The sequence below is a fragment of the Sphingomonas melonis DAPP-PG 224 genome, from assembly GCF_000379045.1.
GTDB classification, from domain to species: domain Bacteria; phylum Pseudomonadota; class Alphaproteobacteria; order Sphingomonadales; family Sphingomonadaceae; genus Sphingomonas; species Sphingomonas aquatilis.
This window is the reverse complement of sequence record NZ_KB900605.1, coordinates 244,283-267,410: the sequence shown is the minus strand read 5'-3', so window position 1 is coordinate 267,410 and position 23,128 is coordinate 244,283. Positions and strand designations below refer to the sequence as shown.

The following is a 23,128-nucleotide window of genomic DNA, read 5'->3' as shown; positions in this document are numbered from 1 at the left end:
GAATCGCCCGAGGGGTTGTGTATGGCTTTTCGCTGGACCCGCGTACGCCTGTCGCGGCAAGGACGCCGTGTGCTGACGCTGTTCGCCCTGATTGCGGGATGGTTCACGAGCGCGCCCGCCTGGGCGGCGACGATGATCCGTAGCGTCGCGGTGCAGGACGGGCGGATCGTCATCCGCTTCGATGGCCCGGTCGCGGATGCGAGTGGTGAGATCCTGTCGGCCAGCCGCCAGATCGCCGTCGACATCGCCGATGCCGTGCCTGGCGCGCGGGCGCGCGGCGGCGGGCCGGTGAGCGGCGTCACCCAGCTGCGGCAGGGCGCGGGCACGCGGCTGTTGTTCGACCTCGCGCGGCCCGCGATCATCGGCGATGCGTCGTTCGAGCAGGACGGCCGCAGCCTGGTGCTGTCGATCGAGCCGGCGAGCGCGGCGCGCTTCGCGGCGGCGGGGGCGGCCGGGCCGCTGAGTTTCCTGTCCTTCGACATCGGCGGCTGGGCGGCACGACCCAAGTACAAAGTGTCGGTGCCGGTGCCGCCCCCGGCGCGCGGCCTGCCGCTGCCCAGGGTGCGCGGCGACGACAACCGGCCGCTTGTGGTGATCGATGCGGGGCACGGCGGCGTCGATCCGGGCGCGATCAACCCGGTGACCGGGCTGCGCGAAAAGGACGTGACGCTGCGCATCGCGCGGACGATTCGCGACCAGTTGCTCGCCACCGGGCGGGTGCGCGTGGCGCTGACGCGCGACGACGACCGCTTCCTTGTGCTGCGCGAACGCTACGGCATCGCACGGCGGCTGAAGGCCAATCTGTTCATCTCGATCCACTGCGACAGCGTCGGCAGCGGGGAGGCGAGCGGTGCGTCGGTCTACACTTTGTCCGAAGTCGCGTCCGACAAGGAAGCCGCGCGGCTGGCGGCACGCGAGAACAAGGCGGACGTGATCTCCGGCGTGAATCTGGGCGATGCGGGCGCGGACGTGACCTCGATCCTGATCGACCTGGCGCAGCGCGAGACGATGAATACGTCCGCGAACTTCGCGCGACTGCTGGGACGCGAGGCCAAGCCGCTGATCCCGACCAAGCCGGTGTTCCATCGCATGGCGTCGCTGATGGTGCTGAAGGCGCCGGACCTGCCGTCGATCTTGTTCGAGACGGGCTATATCTCCAACCCGCGCGATGCGGCGTTCCTCGACAGCAGCGAAGGGCGGGAGAAGATCGCGGAAAGCGTGACCAAGGCGGTCGAGGTGCATTTCGCGCGGCAGATGGCGAGCCGGTAGGGCGCGCCGGGGCGACGTGTGTCACGGGAGGGCCGCAAGCCCCACCCGCCCCGTCATCCCCGCGCAGGCGGGGATCCAGACGCGCTACCGCGACGACTCCCTTATAAACGGTAGCGATTATGGATTCCCGCCTTCGCGGGAATGACGGACCGTCGAGAAGGGTGGTAGCTCCTCGCGGCTCCCGAAGCGTACCGTCACCGGGAGATCCCCGCCTGTGCGGGGATGACGGGGCGGGTGTGGCGGCGTTCACCGCCGTTTGGAATCTCCGTCAGATCGCGCCCGAGAAGGTGTCGCACGCCGCCGGATCGCCGGTTTCGATGCCGCGGCGCAGCCAGGTCTGGCGCTGGGCGGAGGTGCCGTGGGTGAAGCTGTCGGGGACGACGCGGCCCTGGCTTTCCTTTTGCAGCGTGTCGTCGCCGATCGCGCCGGCGGCGGTCAGGCCCTCTTCCAAATCGCCCGGCTCCATGCGGCTGCGGTTCTGCGCTGCCCAGACGCCAGCGTAGCAATCGGCCTGCAACTCGAGGCGGACCGAGGCGGCATTGCCCTCCCGTTCCGAACTGCTGCGCTGGATCTGCTGCACCTTGTCCGACGTGCCGAGCAGGTTCTGGATGTGATGGCCAAATTCGTGGGCGATCACGTAATCCTGCGCGAAGTCACCCTTGGCGCCGAAGCGATTGGCCAGTTCGTTGAAGAAGCTGGTGTCGAGATAGATGCGCTGGTCGGTCGGGCAGTAAAACGGGCCCATCGCCGATTGCGCGGCGCCGCAGCCCGACCGTCCGTTCTGGTTGAAGAAGGAGAGGCCCGGGGCGCGGAAGCGCTCGCCGCTTTGCGCGAAGATCTTTTCCCAAGTATTTTCCGCCGAGCTGAACGCGTTGCAGGCGGCGCGCTTGTCGGGGTCGGATGAGCAGACCGCAGTCGCGCCGCGGCCTTCGGACGGGGCGCTGCGGGTCACCTGCGTGCCGCTGCCGCCTCCGCCGCCCACGAGACTGCCGAGGTTGCCAAGCCCGCCGAACACGGCGAACAGCAGCAATACGACGACGATGCCACCGCAGCCGAAACGGCTGCCGATCAGCGGTAACAGGCCGAACAGCACGCCGCCACCACCGCCCCCGCCGAAGCCACCACCGCCGGTGTTACCCTGGTCCTCGACGTCAATATTGGGATCGAAATCGTCGAGGCGCATGGCAGGCTCCGTTTAGCGTGTGTAACGAATGCCCGAACCCGTCCCCCGGTTGCAACCGGCTGCGCTTGGCGCCACGACAGGCGTGTTATCAGGAGAGTAGCATGATCCTTCAGGGCAAGACCGCGGTCATCACCGGCTCCACCTCCGGCATCGGCCTCGCCTATGCAAAGGCGCTGGCGGCAGAGGGCGCGAGCCTCGTCATCAATGGCTTCGGCGATGCCGATGCCATCGAGGCGATCCGCGCCGAACTGGCGGCGACCAGCGGCGCGGCCGCGCTGTACGACGCGGCGGACATGACCAAGCCCGACCAGATCGCGGCGCTGATCGATCGCGCGGTCGCCGAGACGGGGCGGATCGACATTGCGATCAACAATGCCGGCATCCAGCACGTGTCGCCGATCGAGGACTTTCCCGACGACAAGATGGAAGCGATCGTCCGCATCAACCTGCTGTCGGCCTGGTATGTCGCCAAGGCTGCGGTGCCGCATATGAAGCGGCAGGGTTGGGGGCGGATCATTACCACCGCGTCCGCGCACAGCCTGGTCGCGAGCCCCAACAAATCGGCCTATGTGATGGCCAAGCACGGCATCGCGGGCCTGACCAAGACGCTGGCGCTGGAAACCGCGACGCACGGCATCACGGTCAATTGCATTTCGCCGGGCTATGTTTGGACGCCGCTGGTCGAGGCGCAGATTCCCGACACGATGAAGGCGCGCGGGCTGACGCGCGAGCAGGTGATGAACGACGTGCTGCTCGCCGCGCAGCCGACCAAGGAATTCGTGACGCCAGAACAGGTCGCGGCGCTCGCGCTGTTCCTGTGTCGCGACGAGGCGAAGGCGATCACCGGCGCCAACCTGTCGGTCGACGGCGGCTGGACGGCCGCATGAGGGGCCTGTGGCTGGGCACGGCGACGGCGCTGGTCGCAACGGTGCTGGCAGGCGCGGCGCTGGCGCATGCGCGCGACCCCGATACGGCCGCAGTCGACTGGCGCGCGGTGGCGACGGTGGAGGACCGGCAGCGCCTGCGCGAATGGCGCGACGCCTGGGTGAAGGCGCTGGCGGAGGCGCGTGCCGATCCGGCGGGTGCAGCGGTGCTGTCGGCGGACCCGGCGCTGTTCGATCCCGACCAGGTGATCCGCGGCGAGATGCTGAAGCCCGGGGCCTATCGCTGCCGCACCTATCGGCTGGGCGGTAACGGCGCCGAGCGGCTCGCCGGCACCGCGCCGCCGCCGCGCGCGCTGCTGAGCGGCGCCTGGACGGCGTGCCGGGTCGAAGGGGAGGGCCCCAAGCGCCAGTTCGCCACCGACGGCGTGCAGCGGGCGAGCGGCGTGCTGTTCGACAGCACCGATTCGCGGACGATCTTCCTCGGCACGCTGGCGCTCGGCGACGAGGCGCGACCGATGCCGTACGGCCGCGATCTGCGGCGCGACATGGCAGGCTTCGTCGAGCGGATCGGTGAGGCGCGCTGGCGGCTGGTGCTGCCGTTCCCGGGGTTTCAATCGACGCTGGATGTGATGGAGATCGTGCCAGCGTAGCGGCCTTTCCTCCCCACGCCGCCACCCCGGACTGGTTCCGGGGTCCACAGGGCCGCGCGGGCGAGGCTTGAGCGTCTTGCTGTCCCCCTCGCCAGCTCCCGACGTCACCCCGGACTTGGTCCGGGGTCCACCGGGCAGCACGGGCTCGTCTGGAGCCTCTTGCCATTCCCCTCGCCGCAGAGTGGACCCCGGAACGAGTCCGGGGTGACGGGGTGGTTTGGGCTTATGGTGCGGTCGTCACCGGTGTCGTCGCTGTCGCAGGAGCCGCGACCGGAGCGGCTGGCGCCGCCATCACTGCCGGTGCCACCACGGGCGTCGTCGCCAGCGGCGGCAGCGTCGCGAGATAGGCCTTGCCGTGCATCTTCACCACCGTGACTCGCCCGGCATTCGCCTCCGCGATCGACTGAAGGTAGGACCGCGGCTTCTTCATCAGCTTCGGGCGGTCGAGGTCGGTCAGGCCGGCGATGCGGGCGGCTTCCTTGACGAAATGGACGCAATTGCGCTGGTTGAGATTGTAATGCGCGTCGCCGGTCTTTTCGTCCCACGCCGCGACCAGCCCGAGCACGGCGTTATATTGCGCGTCAGTGAGGACGACCGAGAACTGCGCGTCGCTGCCGGCGATGTAGAAGGGCTTCGAAATGTCGAGCCGCCCCGCCACGGTGCCCATCAGCAATTTGGGCGAGACCGATTTGGCGGTGAAGCCGTAATTGGCGTCGACCGGCGCACCGCCCGCATCCGGCACCCCGCGCAGCGTAAAGAAGGCGTGCGGGAAGCTGTTGCCGAGTTCATGGCTCCAGAAGGTGATCGTCACCGCCGCCCAGGCGGGCGCCGCACCGAACAGCGAGGACAGCAGCAGCGCGGTGGCGAGCAGCGGGCGGAGGAGGGATCGAACCATGTGCCGATGATACAGGCGCCAGCGGGGCTTGGGCAACGGAGATCACACTGAGGCGGCGTGGTATTTTCGCGCCCCCTACGCCTGGACGGGATGCGCGAGCGTCGCGGCATTCTCGCGCTTTTCGGGGCGGATATAGATCGAGCTGAGCCGCGGGACGGCGGCACGCAATTCGTCCTCCAACTCCTCGATCAGCGTCTCGGCTGCGCCCATCGTAAGGGCATCGTCGAAATCGACGCTGGCAGCGACGAAGATCGCATCGGGCGCGGTGTGGATGGTGCGGACGTGGTTGACGGCGGTGACGGCGGGATGGCGCGCGATGGTTTCGCGCACCGTCTCCACCACCTGTGGGTCGGCGCGCTCGCCGATCAGCAGGCCCTTGGCTTCGCGCGCGAGCAGTACGGCGACGAGGCCGAGGATCAGACCGATCAGGATCGATGCGACGCCGTCGATACGCGGATCGACGAAATAATGGCTCGCCCACACGCCGACGCCGGCGATGACTAGGCCGGCGAGCGCGGCCGAATCCTCGAACAGCACGATGAAGCCCGCCGGGTCCTTGCTCTGGCGGATCGCGCGCCACCAGCCGGCCTTGCCCTTCGCCTTCGAAAATTCGCGCATCGCGATGAACCAGGAGGCGCCCTCCATCGCCATCGCAATGCCGAGCACGATGTAATTGACCAGCGGGTCGAGCAACGGTTCGGGCGTGATGATGTGGCGATAGCCCTCATACACCGACACGCCTGCGCCGACCGCGAAGATCAGGATCGCGACGACGAACGCCCAGAAATACAGCTCGCGCCCGTAGCCGAAGGGGTGGACGGCATCGGGCGCACGCTTGGCGCGATGCTGGCCATAGAGCAGCAGCACTTGGTTGCCGCTGTCGACGCAGCTGTGGACGCCTTCGGTCAGCATCGACGACGAACCGGTGATGCCCGCGGCGACGAACTTGGCGACGCCGATCCCGAGATTGGCGGCGAGCGCTCCGTACAGCACGATATTCTCGCGGATCCGCGCGGTCAGCCCGTCTGCCATTGTCGCTCCCTGTTGCGCCGACGCATGGCGCGGGCATGGTACGCGCGAGCGTGTGGATCGGCTCCCGAGGCTAGGGTATGAATTGGGCGAAGAACAAGCCGACCGACATCCAAGCCGCGAGAGCATTGCGCGTCGTCGCCATCGATGGCGCGCAGGGCGTCATCCTGCCTGCGGGCGTGCTGGCGCTGGCGTCGGGGCAGATGGAGAAGTGGCGCTCGCGGACGGGTTTCGCGGTCATATCGCCTGACCCCGGAACGGGAATGGCCGCCGGCATACGAGATGCCGGCGGCCACCTTTCCTCCCCAGGAAACTTTCGAGAATTCCGTTAGCTAGGTGGGGGCGGGTGCGGCGAGAGGGGCCGGATGCGCAGCGGGGTCATGGTGTCCACCACATGGACAAGCGGGCGCGTAATGCTGTAACAAAGTGACAAGCGCGCGGGGTTGCGATCCTGTAGCGCAGGTGTGGCGTGGGGAGTGGGGCGTGGCCGAGCGTAAATTGTTTGCGGGGCATGCGGTGCGGCGGCTCCGGCGGCAGGCGGCGCTGACGCAGGCGGCGATGGCCGAGGTGCTGGGCATTTCGCCGAGCTATCTCAACCTCGTGGAGCGCAACCAGCGGCCGCTGTCGGCGGCGCTGCTCGTCCGCCTGGCCGAATCGTATGACTTCGATCCGCGCGCGCTGACCGCGGGCGAGCCGGGCGGGGGCGAAGCGGCGATGCGGCGGCGGCTGGCCGATCCGCTGTTCGCCGACCTGGAGATCGATCGCAACGAGATCGCCGAATGGCTCGCCGGGGCGCCGGGCGGGGCGGAGGCGTTTGCGCGGGCGTACGATCGGCTGGGCGCCGGGCCTGCGCGGGACGGCGATGCCGCCGACCCCGTCGCGGAGGTGCGGCGCGAGATCGAGCGGTGGCGCGGGCATTTCGCGGACCTCGACAGTCTGGCCGAAGCGCTGGCGGACGAATTGCGGCTGGGGGCGGGCGACCTGTATGGCGCGATCGCCGAGCGGTTGCGCGTCAAGCACCAGCTGACGATCCGCATTCTGCCCGTCGATGTGATGCCCGACCTGCTGCGCCGGCTGGACCTGCATGCCCGGCAGTTGCAGCTGAGCGAGGTGCTTGATTCGGCGTCGCGCACCTTTGCCGCCGCCTATCAGCTGGCGCAGATCGAGGCGCGGGCCGAGATCGATGCGCTCGCCAAGGGGGCGGGCTTTGCCGACCGCTCGGCGGAGCGGTTGTTCCGGCGGCACCTCGCCAGCTATTTCGCGGCGGCGGTGATGATGCCCTATGCCCGGTTCCTGCGGGCTTGCGAGAGCACGGGGTACGACCTGGAGCTGTTGCAGCGGCGATTCGGGGCGGGGTTCGAGCAGGTGGCGCACCGGCTGACGACGCTGCATCGCGTCGGGGCGCGGGGACTGCCGTTCTTCCTCATTCGCATCGATCGCGCCGGGCAGTGTTCGAAGCGCTTTTCCGGGGCGAGCGGATCGCCGCTCGCCGAGGCGGAGGGGCGCTGCCCGCTGTGGCGGTTGCACCAGGCGTTCGACCGGCCGGGCAGCCTTGCGGTGCAGCTGGTGGAGCTCGAGGACCGGGCGCGGTGGCTGACGATTGCGCGGACGGTGACGCCGCAGCGGCGGCGCTATGGCGGCGTGCTGGCCGAGTTCGCGGTCGGCATCGGTGTGGCGGCGGAGCTGGGCGGGGCGCTGGCGGTGGCGCGGGGCATCGACCTGAAGGGCGATGCGACGCCGATCGGCCTGGGGTGCCGGGCGTGCCAGCGGACCGATTGCCCGCAGCGGTCGGCGCCGCCGGCGGGGCGGGCGCTGCTAATCAACGAGCGGGATCGGGGCGTGTCGGGGTTCACCTTCACCGGCGACTGACTGAAAATAATCATACAAAGTTACAGTTGTTAACGCTGATGGCGTGACGTTTGCACGCGATTTGCGGCGCATTTCCCTCCGAATGCCGTGTCAATGTCTGTACACATTCTCGCATCCAGACAGCGAGGGATATGCGACATGACCTACCAGCAGCAGATCGGCACCGCCCGCCAGACGATCGGCGGCCACGCCACCTGGGGCGGGATCGATGCCGAATCGGTCGCGCGTATGCGGTTGCAGAACCGCTTCCAGACGGGCCTCGATATCGCGCGCTATACCGCGGCGATCATGCGGCGGGACATGGCGGCGTACGATGCCGACCCGGCGGCCTACACCCAGTCGCTCGGCTGCTGGCATGGGTTCATCGGGCAGCAGAAGATCATCAGCATCAAGAAGCATTTCGGCACCACCGACCGGCGTTACCTGTACCTGTCCGGCTGGATGGTCGCGGCGCTGCGCAGCGAGTTCGGCCCGCTGCCCGACCAGTCGATGCACGAGAAGACCAGCGTGCCCGCGCTGATCGAGGAACTGTACACCTTCCTGCGCCAGGCCGATGCGCGCGAGCTGAGCCTGTTGTTCCGCGAGCTCGACAAGGCGCGCGAGAGCGGAAACGAGGTGGAGGCGCAGAGGTTGACCCAGGCGATCGACAACCACCAGACGCATGTCGTGCCGATCATCGCCGATATCGATGCGGGCTTCGGCAATGCCGAGGCGACGTATCTGCTCGCCAAGAAGATGATCGAGGCGGGCGCCTGCGCGCTGCAGATCGAAAACCAGGTCAGCGACGAGAAGCAGTGCGGCCACCAGGACGGCAAGGTCACCGTGCCGCACGAGGACTTCCTGGCGAAGGTGCGCGCCTGCCGCTACGCCTTCCTAGAGCTGGGCGTCGACGATGGCATCATCGTGACGCGCACCGACTCGCTGGGCGCGGGCCTGACCAAGCAGATCGCGTTCAGCAAGGAGCCGGGTGACATCGGCGACCAGTATAACGCCTTCCTCGACTGCGACGAGATCGACGTCGCCCAGGTCGGCAACGGCGATGTCGTCATCACGCGCGAGGGCAAGCTGCTGCGGCCCAAGCGCCTGCCGTCGAACCTGTTCCAGTTCCGCGAAGGCACCGGTGCGGACCGCTGCGTGCTCGACTGCATCACGTCGCTCCAGAACGGCGCCGACCTGCTGTGGATCGAGACGGAGAAGCCGCACATCGAACAGATCGCGTCGATGGTCGACCGCATCCGCGAGGTCGTGCCGAACGCCAAGCTGGTCTACAACAACAGCCCCAGCTTCAACTGGACGCTCAATTTCCGACAGCAGGTGTTCGACGCCTGGACGCAAGCGGGCAAGGACGTGTCGGCGTACGACCGCGCGCGGCTGATGAGCGTCGATTACGACGGCACGCCGCTGGCGGAGGAGGCCGACGAGCGCATCCGCACCTTCCAGAAGGATGCGGCGGCGCGGGCGGGCATCTTCCACCACCTGATCACGCTGCCGACCTATCACACCGCGGCGCTGAGCACCGACAACCTCGCCAAGGCCTATTTCGGCGACGAGGGCATGCTCGGCTACGTCAAGGGCGTGCAGCGCCGCGAAATCCGCGAAGGCATCGCCTGTGTGAAGCACCAGAACATGTCGGGCAGCGACATCGGCGACGACCATAAGGAGTATTTCGCCGGCGAGGCCGCGCTGAAGGCCGGCGGCGTCCACAACACGATGAACCAGTTCGCGGCGTAACCCCCGCGGCCCCCGTGCCTGACGGTGCGGGGGCCGTTTTGCCCCGCGGAAGTGGACGAAGTGGACGGTGCGTAACGTCCCGAAAGCCTTCCCCGGCGCGTGTGCCGGATGGCGCCTCGATCACCGTCCGACCGGGCTATCCGGCGGGCGGTTTTGTGTATGCGATTCCCGCGGTTGGGGAGAGAAAGAGCGGTGCGCCGAGTCGGTGTGGGGCTGAGTGTTCCACATTTGTTCCGTGTAGGAAAGGACAAACTTTTGCGTGCTCGAAGTCCGAGGATTGCGCCGCTTCAGATCGGTCTCTGCCGATCGATATTCGGGAGTGTCGGGCCCTATCGAAATGGGCTTATGTCTCGCACCTACCGCAAGTGTCGTGAATGGCATTTGGGTATTCTGGACAGCGCCAGACCCGCGATGATCTAGTTACTGTGACACGTTATGCAGGGATGGAGAACCATGCGCGATAATGCAGGTCGCGCTAGGCGTGTCATAATCGTGTGAGGCTGGGCCAGGTGGGTATACGGGGTAAATGGTCGCTCAAGACTATTTGATTGCCCTCACGCATATCTTCGTAAAAATAGGGCCGTAGGCGGGTCGCATGGAGTAGCGGATGGCAGGAGGCGGCAAGGACCGGTCAATGCATACGGCTGCTCGTGGCGTTAAGAAGCCGACCCGTCAGCAGCTTATGGCTGAGATACCCGATCCGGCCGACATGCCCGCTTATCTAAAGATGCTACATTTCGAGGCCGATGACCGGGGTTGTGCCATCATGGGCGGGGGTTTGGTTGAGCACTACCTTACGCAAGCGATCAAATGCCGCTTAATTGATCCGGGAGCCAAGCTGGCGGGAGAGTGGTTCATTGGACCTAGCGCGCCGTTCTCTACCTTTTCTGCCAAGATATAGTTAGGCATGGCGATAGGTATTTATGGCCCTATGATGCATGGACGCCTTAACGCGATCAAGGACATCAGGAATGTGTTTGCTCATCGGGCGCTGCCACTGACCTTTGAGCATCCAACTTTGCTGGACTCCCTGTTGAAACTAGCTCCCTTCCTTAAGGGATCAAAAAACGATAATTATAAGCTAGTATATGCTACCGGCTGTGTCGCCCTAGGCGATGCGTTAATCAAGGACGCGGCGGAGCACGCGGGAAGAGATATTGCTACTAGCTTTCCATGATGGCTGCGGGAAGCCTCCTTCTAGGTAATATCGCTGATGCTTGAACCAACGATTGATGAGCTATCGATTTACAGAGATATTACCAATCTTGGTGTAAGACTTTGGGAGATATCTACCAACATCGAGGGGTTGAGTACCGACCCAAAGATGTTTTCTATCATGCTGTACAAGCGGCTATGGAGCAATCATCGTGGGTATACCGCGTTGTATAATCTGCACCTTTCCCTTGAAGCTAACATCATCCTACGGTCGGCGGTCGAGACGGCAATCTGTATCGCTGCAAACTATCGACTCCGAGATGACTTCGTGCTCCTTATGAAGAAGGATGCCTGTCATACAATTCAGGGCCAGATCAAAATACATCGAGAGAACGGAGCAACAGATACGGTTAAGGAAGGCGAGGCTACCCTCCGCTATCTACAATCCTTCCTGCCGGAGGGCGTCAAAGCCGCGAAGCTGGATTGGAAGAGCTTAGCAGAACATGGCGGTGTCGATCAGTTATACGGCTTCCATAGACTGCTCTCGGGAGTATCGTCACACGTAACTGGTTTATCCATCCTAAGAGGCGTGACCAATGGCAAGATGGACGCCCAACACGCCGAGCTAGGTGGGCTTGAACGTAAGATGCACCTCATGATGATGGCTGGGGCTATGTTGCAGGGTTCTCGCATCCACTCCGGAATGATCGAGGCGTATGCCGAGCTTGATCAAGCCGTTGCGCTTACGGAGCGGCTAGCCACAATATCGATGGAGTGGCCGGGAGCCATTGAGGGCGAAGGATAGGCACTACGTTCGAGTCGGGCGGACGCCGTGGTGCTCGCGCCTGTGATGGCGCGTCAGCTTGTTACCTAAGGACGTTACGCCCCCGCGTCGGTCAGCCGTTCCAGCTGGTCCTTGCTCAACTCCAGCTCCATCGCCGGTAGCAGGTCCTCGAGCTGCTTGACGCTGGTCGCGCTCGCGATCGGCGCCGTTACGCCTTCTTGCGCCATCAGCCAGGCGAGCGCGATCTGGGCGTGGGTGGCGCCGGTTTCGTCGGCAACCTGATCCATCGCGGCTAGGACGGCGGCGCCTTTGCCCTCCAGCAAGTCGCCCATGCGGCCGCCGCGGACGCTTTGGCTGAGGTCGTCCTTGGTGCGGTACTTGCCGGTCAGGAAGCCGGAGGCGAGGCCATAATAGGGGAGGACGCCGATGTTTTCGGTGACGCAGTAATCCTGCAGCTCGCCTTCGAATTTGTGGCGGCTGACGAGGTTATATTCGGGCTGGAGCACGTGGTAGCGGGGCAGGTCGCTCGCCTTGGCGAGGTCGACCGCGGATTTGAGGCGCGCGGCGTGGAAGTTGGAGGCGCCGAGGACGCGGACCTTGCCGGCGTCGATGAGCGTGCCGAAGGCTTCGAGCACCGCCTCTTGTGGCACTGTGTCGTCGTCCTGGTGCGCGTAATAGAGATCGATGCGGTCGGTGCCGAGGCGCTTGAGCGAGGCTTCGGCGGCGGCGACGATGCGGGCGGGGGCGAGCTTTTCGCCGCCTTCGCCGGGCATCATGCCGACCTTGGTCGCGATGAGCACGTCATCGCGCTTGCCGCTGTGGCGCAGCCAGTCGCCGATCATGCTTTCCGATTCGCCGCCTTTGTGGCCGTCGATCCAGGCCGAATAGACGTCGGCGGTGTCGATCATCGTGCCGCCGCCGGCGACAAAGGCGTCGAGGACGGCGAAGCTGGCGTCGCGGTCGGCGGTCCAGCCGAAGACATTGCCGCCGAGCACCAGCGGCGCAATGCGGAGGTCGGTGGAGCCGAGGCGGCGCAGCTGGGTCATGAGGCGTCCATTTGGTTGGCGGCGGGCGGGTTGGCGGCGGGCTGGGTGTCGTTTGCGGCGTCGTCGCTGACCGCGTCGAGATCGATGCTGTTCGCGTCGAGCATCGCGGCGGCGTCGTTCAATTGCGCGGCTTCGTCGGGCGTCACCGCGCGGGGATCGTCGCTGCCGCCCGAACAGGCGGCGAGCGATGCGAAGAGCAACAGGGGGATGAGCGCCGTGGCGATCCGGTTCGACATGTGACGGTCAATTCCCCCGGTGTGTTGGATGCGGTTGATGTTGATTCCTCCCCGCCAGGGGGAGGTGGCATGCCAAAGGCATGACGGAGGGAGAGGAAGCGCCAACCGATGTTTCGCTCACCGCCCCCTCCGTCACCGCTCCGCGGCGCCACCTCCCCCTGGCGGGGGAGGAATTGGCTGCACGGCCGACTGGCGCTTCGTCTTAGTCCTTCAATGCGCGGCCGGCGCGTTCCAGCGTGTTGCCGGTGGCGTCGGCGGCGCGATCGGCGGCGTTGCTGATCGACCGGCCGGCGCGATCGAGGCCGCGGTCGATGTTTTCGCCGGCGCGATCGGCGCGTGCGTCGGCACGGTCGGCGGCGCGATCGATCGCGTTGCCCGCATTGTCGAGGTGGCGTTCGGCCGAGCCGAAGGCTTCGTCGGTGGCGGCATCGACATCGCTGACCGCGTTACGCGTGGTGGCGGCGGCATCGGCGGCGATCGCATTGCCGGCTTCGGCGGTCTGGTCCTGCGCATTCTGGCTGCAGGCGGCGACGCCAAGGGCGAGCGGGGCGGCGAGGATCAGCAGGCGCTTCATGAATCGGGTCTCCCAGGTAAAACGTCTAACCCGCCGCAAACGCCTTTGCGACCGTTTCGGTCCGCGTTGACCGCATATAAAGATATCTTTATATGTTGATGCGATCATGGCCCATGCACTCGACATCTTCCGTGCCCTTGCCGACGCGACGCGGCTGCGCATCTTCTCGCTGCTGCGCACGATGGAGCTGTCGGTGGGCGAGCTGGCGCAGGTGCTGGGGCAGAGCCAGCCGCGGGTCAGCCGGCACGTGAAAATCTTGTGCGATGCGGGCCTTGCCGAACGGCGCAAGGAGGGCAGCTGGGTGTTCGTGGCGCTGGGCGAGACGGCGGCGACGCAGCCGGTCGCGGGCGCGATCGACGCCTGGACGCAATATGAGCCCGATCATTGGGCGGTGGCGGATGCCGCGCGCCTGGCCGCGGTGCGCGCCGATCGCGCGTCGAGCGCGGCGGCGTGGTTCGAGGGGCATGCCGGCGAATGGGATGCGATCCGATCGCTCCACGTCGCCGAGAGCGAGGTCGAGGCGGCGATGGCGGCGGTGCTGGGCACCGGGCCGCTCGGCAGCCTGATCGATATCGGTACGGGTACGGGGCGGATGCTGGAGCTGTTCGGCGACCAGGCGGACAGCGCGCTCGGCATCGACCGGTCGTCGGAGATGCTGCGGCTGGCGCGGGCGAAGCTGCACGACCGGCCCAACACTGAGCTGCGCCAGGCGGACCTGTATGCGCTGCCGATGGCGGACGGCGCGGCGGATGTCGCGATCCTGCACCACGTGCTCCACTTCGCGCAGCAGCCGGGCGCGGCGATCGCCGAGGCGGCGCGCGTGCTGGGGCCGGGCGGGCGGCTGCTGATCGTCGATTTCGCGCCGCACGATCGCGAGGAGCTGCGCACCCGCAACGCGCACACGCGGCTGGGCTTTGCGGACGATCAGATCGCGGGCTGGTTCGGCAATGCGGGGCTCGCCCTCGCCCGGACGGAGACGCTGGGCGGCGGCGAATTGACGGTGACTTTATGGCTGGGGCGCAAGTCCGGCGCCAGCCTGCGTGAGGTGCCTTTGCAGAAGGTTGGAGCGGCATGACGATTTCGGTGAACCAGCTGGAAGAGGCGCAGATCGCGCTGAAGGCACCGCTGTACGCGGACGTGGGCGGCCATCTGGACGTGTCGTTCGAATTCTTCCCGCCCAAGACGGAGAAGATGGACGAGCAATTGTGGGAAGCGGTGCGGACGCTGGAGCCGCTCGGCCCCAGCTTCGTCTCCGTCACCTATGGCGCGGGCGGCTCGACGCGGGAGCGCACGCACGCCACCGTCGCGCGCATCCAGCGCGAGACGAGCCTGGCGGCGGCGGCGCATTTGACCTGCGTCGAGGCGACCAGGGCGGAGATCGATCAGGTCGCCGAGGATTATTGGGCGGCGGGCGTGCGCCACATCGTCGCGCTGCGCGGCGATCCGCCCGCGGCGGGCGCGAAGTTCGAAAGCCATCCGGGCGGCTATGAGAATGCCGCCGCGCTGGTCGCGGGGCTGAAGCGGCTGCATCCGTTCGAGATTTCGGTCGCGGCCTATCCCGAATGCCATCCCGATTCGGTGAGCGTCGCGGCGGATCTGGACAATCTGAAGGCCAAGATCGATGCGGGTGCGACGCGCGCGATCACGCAATTCTTCCACGAGCCCGAAACCTTCTTCCGCTATCGCGACAAGGTGGCCGCCGCCGGGATCACCGCGGAGATCGTGCCAGGAATCATGCCGGTCACCAACTTCGCCAGCGTCGTGCGCATGAGCAAGATGTGCGGCACCGAGGTGCCGGCGTGGCTGGCGCGGCTGTTCGACGGGCTGGAGGATCATCCCGCCGCGCGGCAGCTGGTGGCGGCGACGCTGGCGGCGGAGTTGAGCCGCAAATTGTACGCGGGCGGCTGCAAGTCGCTGCACTTCTACACGCTCAACAAGGCGGAGCTGTCGTTCGCGATCTGCCACCTGCTGGGCGTGCGGGCGAAGCCGATGCAGGACGCGGCGGCGGCGTGAATGAAAGTCCTCCCCCGCCAGGGGGAGGGGAACCGTTCGGCGCCAGCCGAATGGTGGAGGGGGCGGCAAGCGGCAGACTGGATGACGGGTCTCCCGCTTACAGCCCCCTCCGTCACCGCTTCGCGGCGCCACCTCCCCCTGGCGGGGGAGGACTTGTTTTAGGACGGACTTTGATGACCATACGCGACACCTTCCTGGGCGAAGCCGCCAAGCGCATCCTGATCACCGACGGGGCGTTCGGGACCGAAATCCAGAACTGGAAGCTTTCGGAGGCCGATTATGCCGGCACTTTGGGGCTGTCCCACGACCAAAAGGGCAATAACGACATCCTGGCGCTGACCAAGCCCGAGGTGCCGGAGGCGATCCATCGCGCCTATTTCGAGGCGGGGGCGGATATCGCGGAGACGAACACCTTCTCGGCGAACCGGATCAGCCAGGCGGATTATGGCGCGGAAGCTCTGGTGCGCGAGATCAACGTCGAGAGCGCGAAGCTCGCCCGTCGCATCGCCGACGAATTCCAGGCGAAGGATGGCCGCCCGCGCTTCGTTGCGGGCGCGATCGGGCCGACCAACAAGACGCTGTCGCTGAGCCCGGACGTCAACGATCCTGGCTATCGCGAGATCGACTTCGATTATTTGAAGGACGTGTATCGCGAGCAGATCGATGCGCTGGTCGAGGGCGGCGCGGACTTCATCCTGATCGAGACGGTGTTCGACACGCTGAACGCCAAGGCGGGGATCATGGCGACGCTGGACGCGGCCGAGGCGCTGGGGCGCGACCTGCCGCTGATGCTGTCGATGACGCTGACCGATCTCTCCGGGCGCAACCTGTCGGGCCATACGGTCGAGGCGTTCTGGCATGCGGTGCGGCATGCCAAGCCGGTGACGATCGGGCTCAACTGTTCGTTCGGCGCGGAGCAGCTGCGGCCGCACGTCAAGACGCTGAGCGAGACGTGCGACACGCTGATCATGGTCTATCCCAATGCGGGGCTGCCCAACGAGCTCGGCGCGTATGACGAGGCGCCGTCGACGACCGCGGGGCTGGTCGGCGAATGGGCCAGCGCGGGTCAGGTCAATGTGCTGGGCGGCTGCTGCGGATCGACGCCGGCGCACATCAAGGCGATCGCGGACATGGCGCGCGGCGTTGCGCCGCGGACGATCCCGACGCCGCCGGTGCGGACGCGGCTGGCCGGTCTGGAGCCGTTTACGATGGCGGCGTGATCCCAATCCTCCCCGACCGCGGGGAGGGGGACCATGCGCAGTATGGTGGAGGGGGTTCTCCACACACGATATCGCCGGTGGAGAGCCCCCTCCACCCCTCGGCTTCGCCGAGCGGTCCCCCTCCCCGCGAGCGGGGAGGATTGGAAGAAAAGACGATGACCAATTCCTCTGCCCAGTTCGTCAATATCGGCGAGCGCACCAACGTCACCGGATCGGCGGCGTTCAAGAAGATGATCATGGCGGGCGACTATACGCGCGCGGTCGAGGTCGCGCGTCAGCAGGTCGAGAATGGCGCGCAGGTGGTCGACGTCAACATGGACGAGGGGCTGCTCGATGCCGAGCATGCCATGACGACCTTCCTGAAGCTGATCGCCGCCGAGCCGGATATCGCGCGCGTGCCGATCATGATCGACAGCTCCAAGTGGAGCGTGATCGAGGCGGGGCTGAAGTGCGTCAGCGGCAAGCCGATCGTCAATTCGATCAGCATGAAGGAGGGCGAGGAGTCGTTCCTTCACTACGCCAAGCGCTGCATGGCCTATGGCGCCGCGGTGGTCGTGATGGCGTTCGACGAGGTGGGCCAGGCGGACACCAAGGACCGCAAGGTCGAGATTTGCGCGCGCGCCTATGACCTGTTGATGGGCATCGGTTTCCCGCCCGAAGACATCATCTTCGATCCCAACATCTTCGCGGTGGCGACGGGGATCGAGGAGCATAACAATTACGGCGTCGACTTCATCGAGGCGTGCAAAGAGATCAAGGCGCGCTGCCCGCACGTCCATATCTCGGGTGGCCTCTCCAACCTGTCGTTCAGCTTCCGCGGCAACGAGCCGGTGCGCCGCGCGATGCATTCGGTGTTCCTGTACCACGCCATTCCGGCGGGCATGGACATGGGGATCGTCAACGCAGGGCAGCTCGACGTCTATGACACGATCGATGCCGAACTGCGCACCGCGTGCGAGGACGTCATCCTCAACCGCGATCCCGAGGCGGGTGACCGGCTGGTCGCGCTTGCCGAGCGATTCCGCGGCACGGATGCGGTGGCGGAGAAGGCGGCGGCGGAATGGCGCAGCCTGCCGGTCGTCAAGCGGCTGGAATATGCGCTGGTGAAGGGCATCGACGCGCATGTCGTCGATGATACCGAGGAATGCCGCCAGGCGTTCGCGCGCCCCATCGAGGTGATCGAAGGCCCGCTGATGGACGGCATGAACGTCGTCGGCGACCTGTTCGGCAGCGGCAAGATGTTCCTGCCGCAGGTGGTGAAGTCCGCGCGCGTGATGAAGAAGGCGGTGGCGCACCTGCTGCCCTTCATCGAAGCCGCCAAGGAGCCGGGCGCGAAGGGCAAGGGCAAGATCGTGCTCGCGACCGTGAAGGGCGACGTCCACGATATCGGCAAGAATATCGTCGGCGTCGTGCTCCAGTGCAACGGCTTCGAGGTGGTCGATCTGGGCGTGATGGTGCCCTGGTCGAAGATCCTCGAGGCAGCGAACGAGAATGACGCCGATATGATCGGCCTCAGCGGCCTCATCACACCGAGCCTCGACGAGATGGTGACGGTGGCCGAAGAGATGAAGCGCGCCGGCATGTCGATGCCGCTGCTGATCGGCGGCGCGACGACGTCGAAGGTGCATACCGCGCTGCGCATCTCGCCCGCCTATGACGGGCCGATCGTCCATGTGCTCGACGCCAGCCGCGCGGTCGGCGTCGCGACGACATTGGTTAGCGACACGCAGCGCGATGCCTATGTCGCCGGGGTCGCCGAGGATTACGAGAAGGTGCGGATCGCGCGCGCCAACAAGGGGCAGAACGATCTGCTGCCGCTGGCCGAGGCGCGGGCGCGGGGGCTGAGCGTCGACATGGCGTTGAAGGCGCCGGCGGCGGCGCAGCCGGGCGTGCATGTGTTCGACGACTGGGACCTCGCCGACCTGCGGGCGTATATCGACTGGACGCCGTTCTTCCGTGCGTGGGAGCTTGCCGGCAACTTCCCGGCGATCCTGACCGACGAGGTGGTCGGCGAGAGCGCGAGCAGCCTGTATGCCGATGCGCAGGCGATGCTCGACCGGATCGTCGCGGAGAAGTGGCTGACCGCGCGCGGCGTTGCCGGGCTGTGGGCGTGCCATCGTCACGACGACGACGTGTGGGTCTATACCCAGCATCGCGAGGCGCATCGCAGCCCCGATGGCGCGAGCATTCCCGAAGGCTTCCAGATCCCGAACCTCGACCGCACGCAGGAAGCGAGCGTGCGGCTGCCGTTCCTGCGCCAGCAGATCGCCAAGCGCGAAGGCCGCGCCAACATGTGCCTCGCCGATTTCATCGACCCGGCAGGCGACTGGATGGGCGGCTTCGCGGTCGGCATCCACGGCATCGAGCCGCATCTGGCGCGGTTCAAGGCAGACAACGACGATTACAACGATATCCTGCTGAAGGCGCTGGCGGATCGTCTGGCCGAGGCGTTCGCGGAGCGGCTGCATGCGCATGTCCGCACCGATTTGTGGGGCTATGCGCCGGGCGAGCAGCTGACTAACGAGGCGCTGGTGCGCGAACAGTATCGCGGCATCCGGCCGGCACCGGGCTATCCGGCGTGTCCCGAACATTCGCTGAAGGTGACGCTGTTCGAGATGCTCGACGCGCAGGGCAATGCGGGGCTGGAGCTGACCGACAGCTTCGCGATGCTGCCGACCGCGGCGGTGAGCGGCTTCTACTTCGGCCATGCGCAGGCGGAATATTTCGGCGTGGCGCGGATCGGCGAGGATCAGGTGGCGGATTACGCCACGCGGCGCGGCGTCTCGGTGGAGCAGGCGACGCGCTGGCTGCGGCCGAATTTGGACTGAGGCGGGCCGACTTAATTACGGTGGTTCAGTCCTCCCCCGCCAGGGCGCATCGGGATGAACGGCCCCCGGCCGTTCAAGATCATGCCGGGGGCACGATCGACCCGATGCGGTGGCGCCGCCGACAGGCGGTGACGGAGGGGGCGGACAGGAGCGTCCCCGGTAACGAAGCGCTACCCTAACCTCCCCCTCCGTCATGCCTCACGGCATGCCACCTCCCCCTGGCGGGGGAGGACTGAATGCACCGTTTCTATGGCTACCGGATTGTTAACCACTTCCCGATAGGCAGCGGCGAGGAAGGGCGTGCCGCAGGGCGTGCCCGTATATGCCAAGGGACGTTGCCATATGTGTCTCCAGCTTCCACCCGTGCCGGGCAGTGTCGCGCTGCCGGGCTTCGCCTCGGTCGCCGCGGAGCGCGATGCGTGGCGGGTGCGGACGCGCCAGCGCCAGCAGGCGCTGAGCCCGGTGCTGACCGCGGTGCCGCGCATTCGCGGGCCGGTGTCGGCGGAGACGTTCCTCGACCTGTTCTATGCGCCGGGCATTCCGGTGGTGATCGAAGGGCTGGCGGCGAAATGGCCGGCGGTGCGCCAGTGGACGACCAAGAAGCTGGCGCGCAAGGTCGGCTCGGCGGAGATCACCTATCAGGGCGGCCGCAACAGCGCCCCCGATTTCGAGATCGCCAAGACGCGCCATACGCGGACCATGCCGTTCGACGCCTATATCGAGATGGTGACGAGCGCCGACACCGGCAACGACGCCTATATCACCGCCTATAACAACGTCGCCAATACGGTGGCGCTACAGCCGCTGATGGGCGATTTCGGGCCGGTGCCGTTCCTGGACGAGCGGATCGGCAGCATCTGGATCGGGCCGAAGGGCACGTTCACGCCGCTGCACCACGACCTCAACAACAATCTGCTGGTGCAGCTGATGGGCACCAAGCGCCTGTTCCTGCTGCCGCCCGAAGAGACGTCGAAGCTCGCCAACAATGACTTCGTATTCAGCGACGTCCACGACATCATGAGCGACGACAAGGTGGCGCAATATCCCGAGGTGCTCTCGGCGCGCTGCTATCATGTCGATATCCACCCCGGCGATGCGCTGTTCATGCCGGTCGGCTGGTGGCACCAGGTCGAGGCGCTGTCGTTCAGCGCGATGCTGACCTATCACAATTTCATCTGGCCCAACGACGCGTTCCGGGATTTCCCGCCGAACCGGTGAGGGCTCGGGCCGATCGACCTCGCGCGCGGTTGTACAGTCCTCCCCCGCCAGGGGGAGGTGGCGCCGCCAAAGGCGGTGACGGAGGGGGCGGACAGGAACGTCCCTAGTAACGAAGCGCTACCCTTACCTCCCCCTCCGTCATGCCTGCGGCATGCCACCTCCCCCTGGCGGGGGAGGAATTGGCCTTAAAACCCGCGTTTTGCGAGGCCGGGGTTGCGGCGGAGTTGCGGGGCGACGACGGGGATGGTCAGCATCGTGCTGGCGACCGCCATCAGCAGCAGCGCGGTGAAGGTTTCGCTGGTGATGATCTTCTTGTCCAACAGGATGTTGACGAAGATGATCATGATCAGTGCCTTGGTCTGGAGCAGCCAGCCGATCGCGCTGGCATCGCCCTTGGGCCATTTGAGGATGCGGCCCGCCAGGTGAATGCCGGCGAGCTTGCCGCCCACCGACGCGGCGAGCAGCAGCGCGGCGACCGCGAACACGGACGCGCCGCCCATGCCCCATTGCGTCTTGAGGCCGGTCGACAGGAAATAGACGGGCATCACCGCGAGCAGGATGGTGCCGCGGAACCGGTCCATCCGCGCCTCGCCGAACCAATGCGCGTCGAGCACCGCGCCGGCCAGGAACGCGCCGACCATGAAGTGCAGGCCGGCCCAGTCGGCGGCGAAGGCGCAGAGCGCCAGCCAGATCAGGCCGACGTACCAGCGATCGTTTTCCGGCAGCGCGCGCAACAGCTTGCGGACTGCCCAGGTCGCGACGGCGAAGCCGATCAGGAAGCCCGCCTGTCGCCCGACGCGCTCCCAGTCGAGCAGGATCAGCGCGAGCACGCCCCAGATCGCGATATCGTCGAGGCTGGCGTAGCGCAGCACGCGCTGGCCCAGCGGCGCGCGCAGGATGGCGAGCTTTTCCATCAGCAGCACGAGGATGGGGAGCGCGGTGACGGCGCAGGCCATGCCGATGCCGAGCACCACCTGCCAGTTCGCACCGCTCGGCCCGCGCCAGCCGGGATAGCGCAGGATGACGAGCGCGGCGAGGCTGCCCGCGATTAGCGGCACGCCCAAGGCGAGGCCGGCGGTGACGCCCGTTTCGCGCCGCCGCCGCCACGCCTCGCCGACGTCGAGCTCCAGGCCCGCCACCCAGACGAACAGCATCACCGACCACCAGGCGATGCCGTTCAGCGCCCCCATCGTCGCGGGCGCGAAGACGAAGGCGTAATAATCGGGGAAGATCGCGCCTAGGATGCCTGGCCCCAGCAGGATGCCGCCGATGATCTGCACGACGACCAGCGGCGCCCAATAATCGGTCCGCCCCAGCCGCCACACGGCATAGGGCAGGGTGAAGATGATCAGGATGGCGAGGAGGAACACCTCGGTCGCCGACATCGCGTGCATGATTGGACAATATCCCCGGTGCGGCGTGTCCCCCCGACGCGCTGCGGCATGTTTGTTGCCCCCTCCCATCCGCGTCCGCAATGCTTTTTCTGACCCGCGCTGGGACACGTTCTGTGTCCGCTAACCCCATGAAAGAACGGGGCGATCCATTAACCGCGATTGGCGCTGGCGCGGCGCGCGGGCGGGCGGCAGGATTGCGGCCATGACCCGTACCCTGATCGCGCTCGCCCTCGTCGCCAGCCCCGCCTTTGCCCAGCAGCAGGCGCCGTTCACCGTCGTCGAGACGGGGCAGGGCTTTACCGATCTGCAGGAGGCGGTGTCGTCGATCCGCATGGGGACGGGAACGATCCGCATCGCGCCCGGCGTCTACAGGCAATGCGCGGTGCAGCAGGGCGGGCGGATCACCTTCCGCGCCACGCAGCCCGGCACCGCGATCTTCGAAACGACCGCGTGCGAGGACAAGGCCGGGCTGGTGCTGCGCGGACAGGGGTCGACGGTCGATGGCCTCGTGTTCCGCGGCTATCGCGTGCCGGACGGCAATGGCGCAGGCATCCGCACCGAAATGGGCGACCTGACCGTCACCAACTCCATGTTCCTCGACAGCCAGGAAGGCATATTGGGCGGCGAGCCGACCGGGCAGCGCATCCGGATCGACCATGCGACCTTTTCCGGCCTTGGCCAGTGCGACGAGACGCCCGATTGCGCACACAGCATCTACCTCGCCAATCGCGGGCAGGTGACGATCACCAATTCGCGCTTCGAACGCGGTCGCGGTGGGCATTACGTCAAGCTGCGCGTGCCCAATGTGACGATCAGCGACAACAGCTTCGACGACACGGCGGGGCAGAAGACCAATTACATGATCGACCTGCCGGAGGGCGCGCGGGGGCTGATCACGCGCAACACCTTCGTGCAGGGCAAGGCCAAGGAGAATCACAGCGGGCTGATCGTCGTCGCTGCGGAGGCGAAGACCTATCCATCCGCCGGTCTGCGCATCGAGGGCAATGACGCGCGGCTGGCGCCGGGGGCGCCGACGAATCCCGCGTTCGTCGCGGACCTGAGCCACGAGCGGCTGGCGGTGGGGGCGAACCGGCTGGGGCCGGGGATACGGATGTTCGAGACGCGGTGAGGGGGGGAGCCCCCTCCCGTT

Annotated in this window: 21 protein-coding genes; 14 read left to right on the top strand and 7 right to left on the bottom strand. The window is 66.5% G+C overall.

Annotation, left to right across the window (positions count from 1 at the left end; all coding sequences use genetic code 11):
• The first annotated feature begins 21 nt into the window (after positions 1-21).
• The gene (locus tag SPHME3_RS0101360) at positions 22-1,269 is read left to right on the top strand and encodes an N-acetylmuramoyl-L-alanine amidase family protein (RefSeq protein WP_017977650.1); all 1,248 of its coding nucleotides are present in this window, start codon (positions 22-24) and stop codon (positions 1,267-1,269) included.
• Between the two features lie 268 nt (positions 1,270-1,537).
• Here SPHME3_RS0101360 and ypfJ read toward each other — a convergent pair whose 3' ends face one another.
• Positions 1,538-2,452 carry a KPN_02809 family neutral zinc metallopeptidase gene (gene ypfJ, locus SPHME3_RS0101355; protein ID WP_017977651.1) on the bottom strand — a complete coding sequence of 305 codons (915 nt, stop codon included), beginning with the start codon at positions 2,450-2,452 and terminating at the stop codon, positions 1,538-1,540.
• Positions 2,453-2,553: 101 nt separating this feature from the next.
• Here ypfJ and SPHME3_RS0101350 point away from each other — a divergent pair, with 101 nt between their 5' ends.
• Together SPHME3_RS0101350 and SPHME3_RS0101345 are read left to right on the top strand one after the other, a co-directional pair.
• Entirely contained in the window at positions 2,554-3,339 is a 786-nt protein-coding gene (locus tag SPHME3_RS0101350) for a 3-hydroxybutyrate dehydrogenase (RefSeq protein ID WP_017977652.1), read from the top strand.
• A complete protein-coding gene (locus tag SPHME3_RS0101345) occupies positions 3,336-3,986 on the top strand; it encodes a DUF4893 domain-containing protein (protein WP_017977653.1) in 651 nt (216 codons plus the stop codon). The genes SPHME3_RS0101350 and SPHME3_RS0101345 overlap by 4 nt, the downstream gene beginning before the upstream one ends.
• 223 nt (positions 3,987-4,209) lie before the next feature.
• Here the strand turns inward: SPHME3_RS0101345 and SPHME3_RS0101340 are convergent, their stop codons facing one another.
• Both SPHME3_RS0101340 and SPHME3_RS0101335 read right to left on the bottom strand, forming a co-directional pair.
• Complete coding sequence (locus SPHME3_RS0101340; protein ID WP_017977654.1) at positions 4,210-4,881, bottom strand: hypothetical protein; 672 nt, start codon at positions 4,879-4,881, stop codon at positions 4,210-4,212.
• A gap of 75 nt (positions 4,882-4,956) precedes the next feature.
• Positions 4,957-5,913 (bottom strand): cation diffusion facilitator family transporter, encoded by a 957-nt coding sequence (locus SPHME3_RS0101335; protein WP_017977655.1) that lies wholly within the window; start codon positions 5,911-5,913, stop codon positions 4,957-4,959.
• Positions 5,914-5,990: 77 nt separating this feature from the next.
• Between SPHME3_RS0101335 and SPHME3_RS20935 the strand changes: the two genes are divergently transcribed.
• The 5 genes from SPHME3_RS20935 (at position 5,991) to SPHME3_RS0101310 (ending at position 11,470) form a co-directional block, all read left to right on the top strand.
• Positions 5,991-6,242 carry a hypothetical protein gene (locus tag SPHME3_RS20935; RefSeq protein WP_024310443.1) on the top strand — a complete coding sequence of 84 codons (252 nt, stop codon included), beginning with the start codon at positions 5,991-5,993 and terminating at the stop codon, positions 6,240-6,242.
• A 151-nt stretch (positions 6,243-6,393) separates the two neighbouring features.
• Positions 6,394-7,779, top strand: coding sequence for a helix-turn-helix domain-containing protein (locus tag SPHME3_RS0101325; protein WP_017977657.1), 1,386 nt, complete (start codon positions 6,394-6,396; stop codon positions 7,777-7,779).
• Positions 7,780-7,917: 138 nt separating this feature from the next.
• Complete coding sequence (locus tag SPHME3_RS0101320) at positions 7,918-9,510, top strand: isocitrate lyase (RefSeq protein WP_017977658.1); 1,593 nt, start codon at positions 7,918-7,920, stop codon at positions 9,508-9,510.
• Positions 9,511-10,144: 634 nt separating this feature from the next.
• Positions 10,145-10,411, top strand: a complete 267-nt coding sequence (locus SPHME3_RS0101315) for a hypothetical protein (RefSeq protein WP_017977659.1) — start codon at positions 10,145-10,147, stop codon at positions 10,409-10,411.
• A gap of 312 nt (positions 10,412-10,723) precedes the next feature.
• Complete coding sequence (locus SPHME3_RS0101310; RefSeq protein WP_017977660.1) at positions 10,724-11,470, top strand: hypothetical protein; 747 nt, start codon at positions 10,724-10,726, stop codon at positions 11,468-11,470.
• A 74-nt stretch (positions 11,471-11,544) separates the two neighbouring features.
• Here the strand turns inward: SPHME3_RS0101310 and SPHME3_RS0101305 are convergent, their stop codons facing one another.
• The 3 genes from SPHME3_RS0101305 to SPHME3_RS0101295 all read right to left on the bottom strand — a co-directional run bounded on the left by SPHME3_RS0101305 (position 11,545) and on the right by SPHME3_RS0101295 (position 13,305).
• Entirely contained in the window at positions 11,545-12,495 is a 951-nt protein-coding gene (locus SPHME3_RS0101305) for an aldo/keto reductase (RefSeq protein ID WP_017977661.1), read from the bottom strand.
• A complete protein-coding gene (locus tag SPHME3_RS0101300) occupies positions 12,492-12,731 on the bottom strand; it encodes a hypothetical protein (protein ID WP_017977662.1) in 240 nt (79 codons plus the stop codon). The genes SPHME3_RS0101305 and SPHME3_RS0101300 overlap by 4 nt, the downstream gene beginning before the upstream one ends.
• Positions 12,732-12,933: 202 nt before the next feature.
• Positions 12,934-13,305 carry a hypothetical protein gene (locus SPHME3_RS0101295; RefSeq protein ID WP_017977663.1) on the bottom strand — a complete coding sequence of 124 codons (372 nt, stop codon included), beginning with the start codon at positions 13,303-13,305 and terminating at the stop codon, positions 12,934-12,936.
• 106 nt (positions 13,306-13,411) lie between these two features.
• On the opposite strand from SPHME3_RS0101295, the gene SPHME3_RS0101290 reads away from it, so the two are divergent.
• The 5 genes from SPHME3_RS0101290 to SPHME3_RS0101270 all read left to right on the top strand — a co-directional run bounded on the left by SPHME3_RS0101290 (position 13,412) and on the right by SPHME3_RS0101270 (position 20,584).
• Entirely contained in the window at positions 13,412-14,380 is a 969-nt protein-coding gene (locus SPHME3_RS0101290; protein ID WP_017977664.1) for an ArsR/SmtB family transcription factor, read from the top strand.
• Positions 14,377-15,318, top strand: coding sequence for a methylenetetrahydrofolate reductase [NAD(P)H] (gene metF, locus SPHME3_RS0101285; protein WP_017977665.1), 942 nt, complete (start codon positions 14,377-14,379; stop codon positions 15,316-15,318). Before SPHME3_RS0101290 ends, metF begins: the two co-directional genes overlap by 4 nt.
• A 173-nt stretch (positions 15,319-15,491) precedes the next feature.
• Positions 15,492-16,538, top strand: coding sequence for a homocysteine S-methyltransferase family protein (locus SPHME3_RS0101280; protein WP_017977666.1), 1,047 nt, complete (start codon positions 15,492-15,494; stop codon positions 16,536-16,538).
• A 140-nt stretch (positions 16,539-16,678) separates the two neighbouring features.
• Positions 16,679-19,366 (top strand): methionine synthase, encoded by a 2,688-nt coding sequence (gene metH, locus SPHME3_RS0101275; RefSeq protein ID WP_017977667.1) that lies wholly within the window; start codon positions 16,679-16,681, stop codon positions 19,364-19,366.
• A 342-nt stretch (positions 19,367-19,708) separates the two neighbouring features.
• Positions 19,709-20,584, top strand: coding sequence for a cupin-like domain-containing protein (locus SPHME3_RS0101270; protein ID WP_231291972.1), 876 nt, complete (start codon positions 19,709-19,711; stop codon positions 20,582-20,584).
• 185 nt (positions 20,585-20,769) lie between these two features.
• Here the strand turns inward: SPHME3_RS0101270 and SPHME3_RS0101265 are convergent, their stop codons facing one another.
• A complete protein-coding gene (locus SPHME3_RS0101265) occupies positions 20,770-21,978 on the bottom strand; it encodes a cation:proton antiporter (RefSeq protein ID WP_017977669.1) in 1,209 nt (402 codons plus the stop codon).
• A 202-nt stretch (positions 21,979-22,180) separates the two neighbouring features.
• On the opposite strand from SPHME3_RS0101265, the gene SPHME3_RS0101260 reads away from it, so the two are divergent.
• Positions 22,181-23,107, top strand: a complete 927-nt coding sequence (locus SPHME3_RS0101260) for a right-handed parallel beta-helix repeat-containing protein (RefSeq protein ID WP_017977670.1) — start codon at positions 22,181-22,183, stop codon at positions 23,105-23,107.
• The last annotated feature ends 21 nt before the right edge of the window (positions 23,108-23,128 follow it).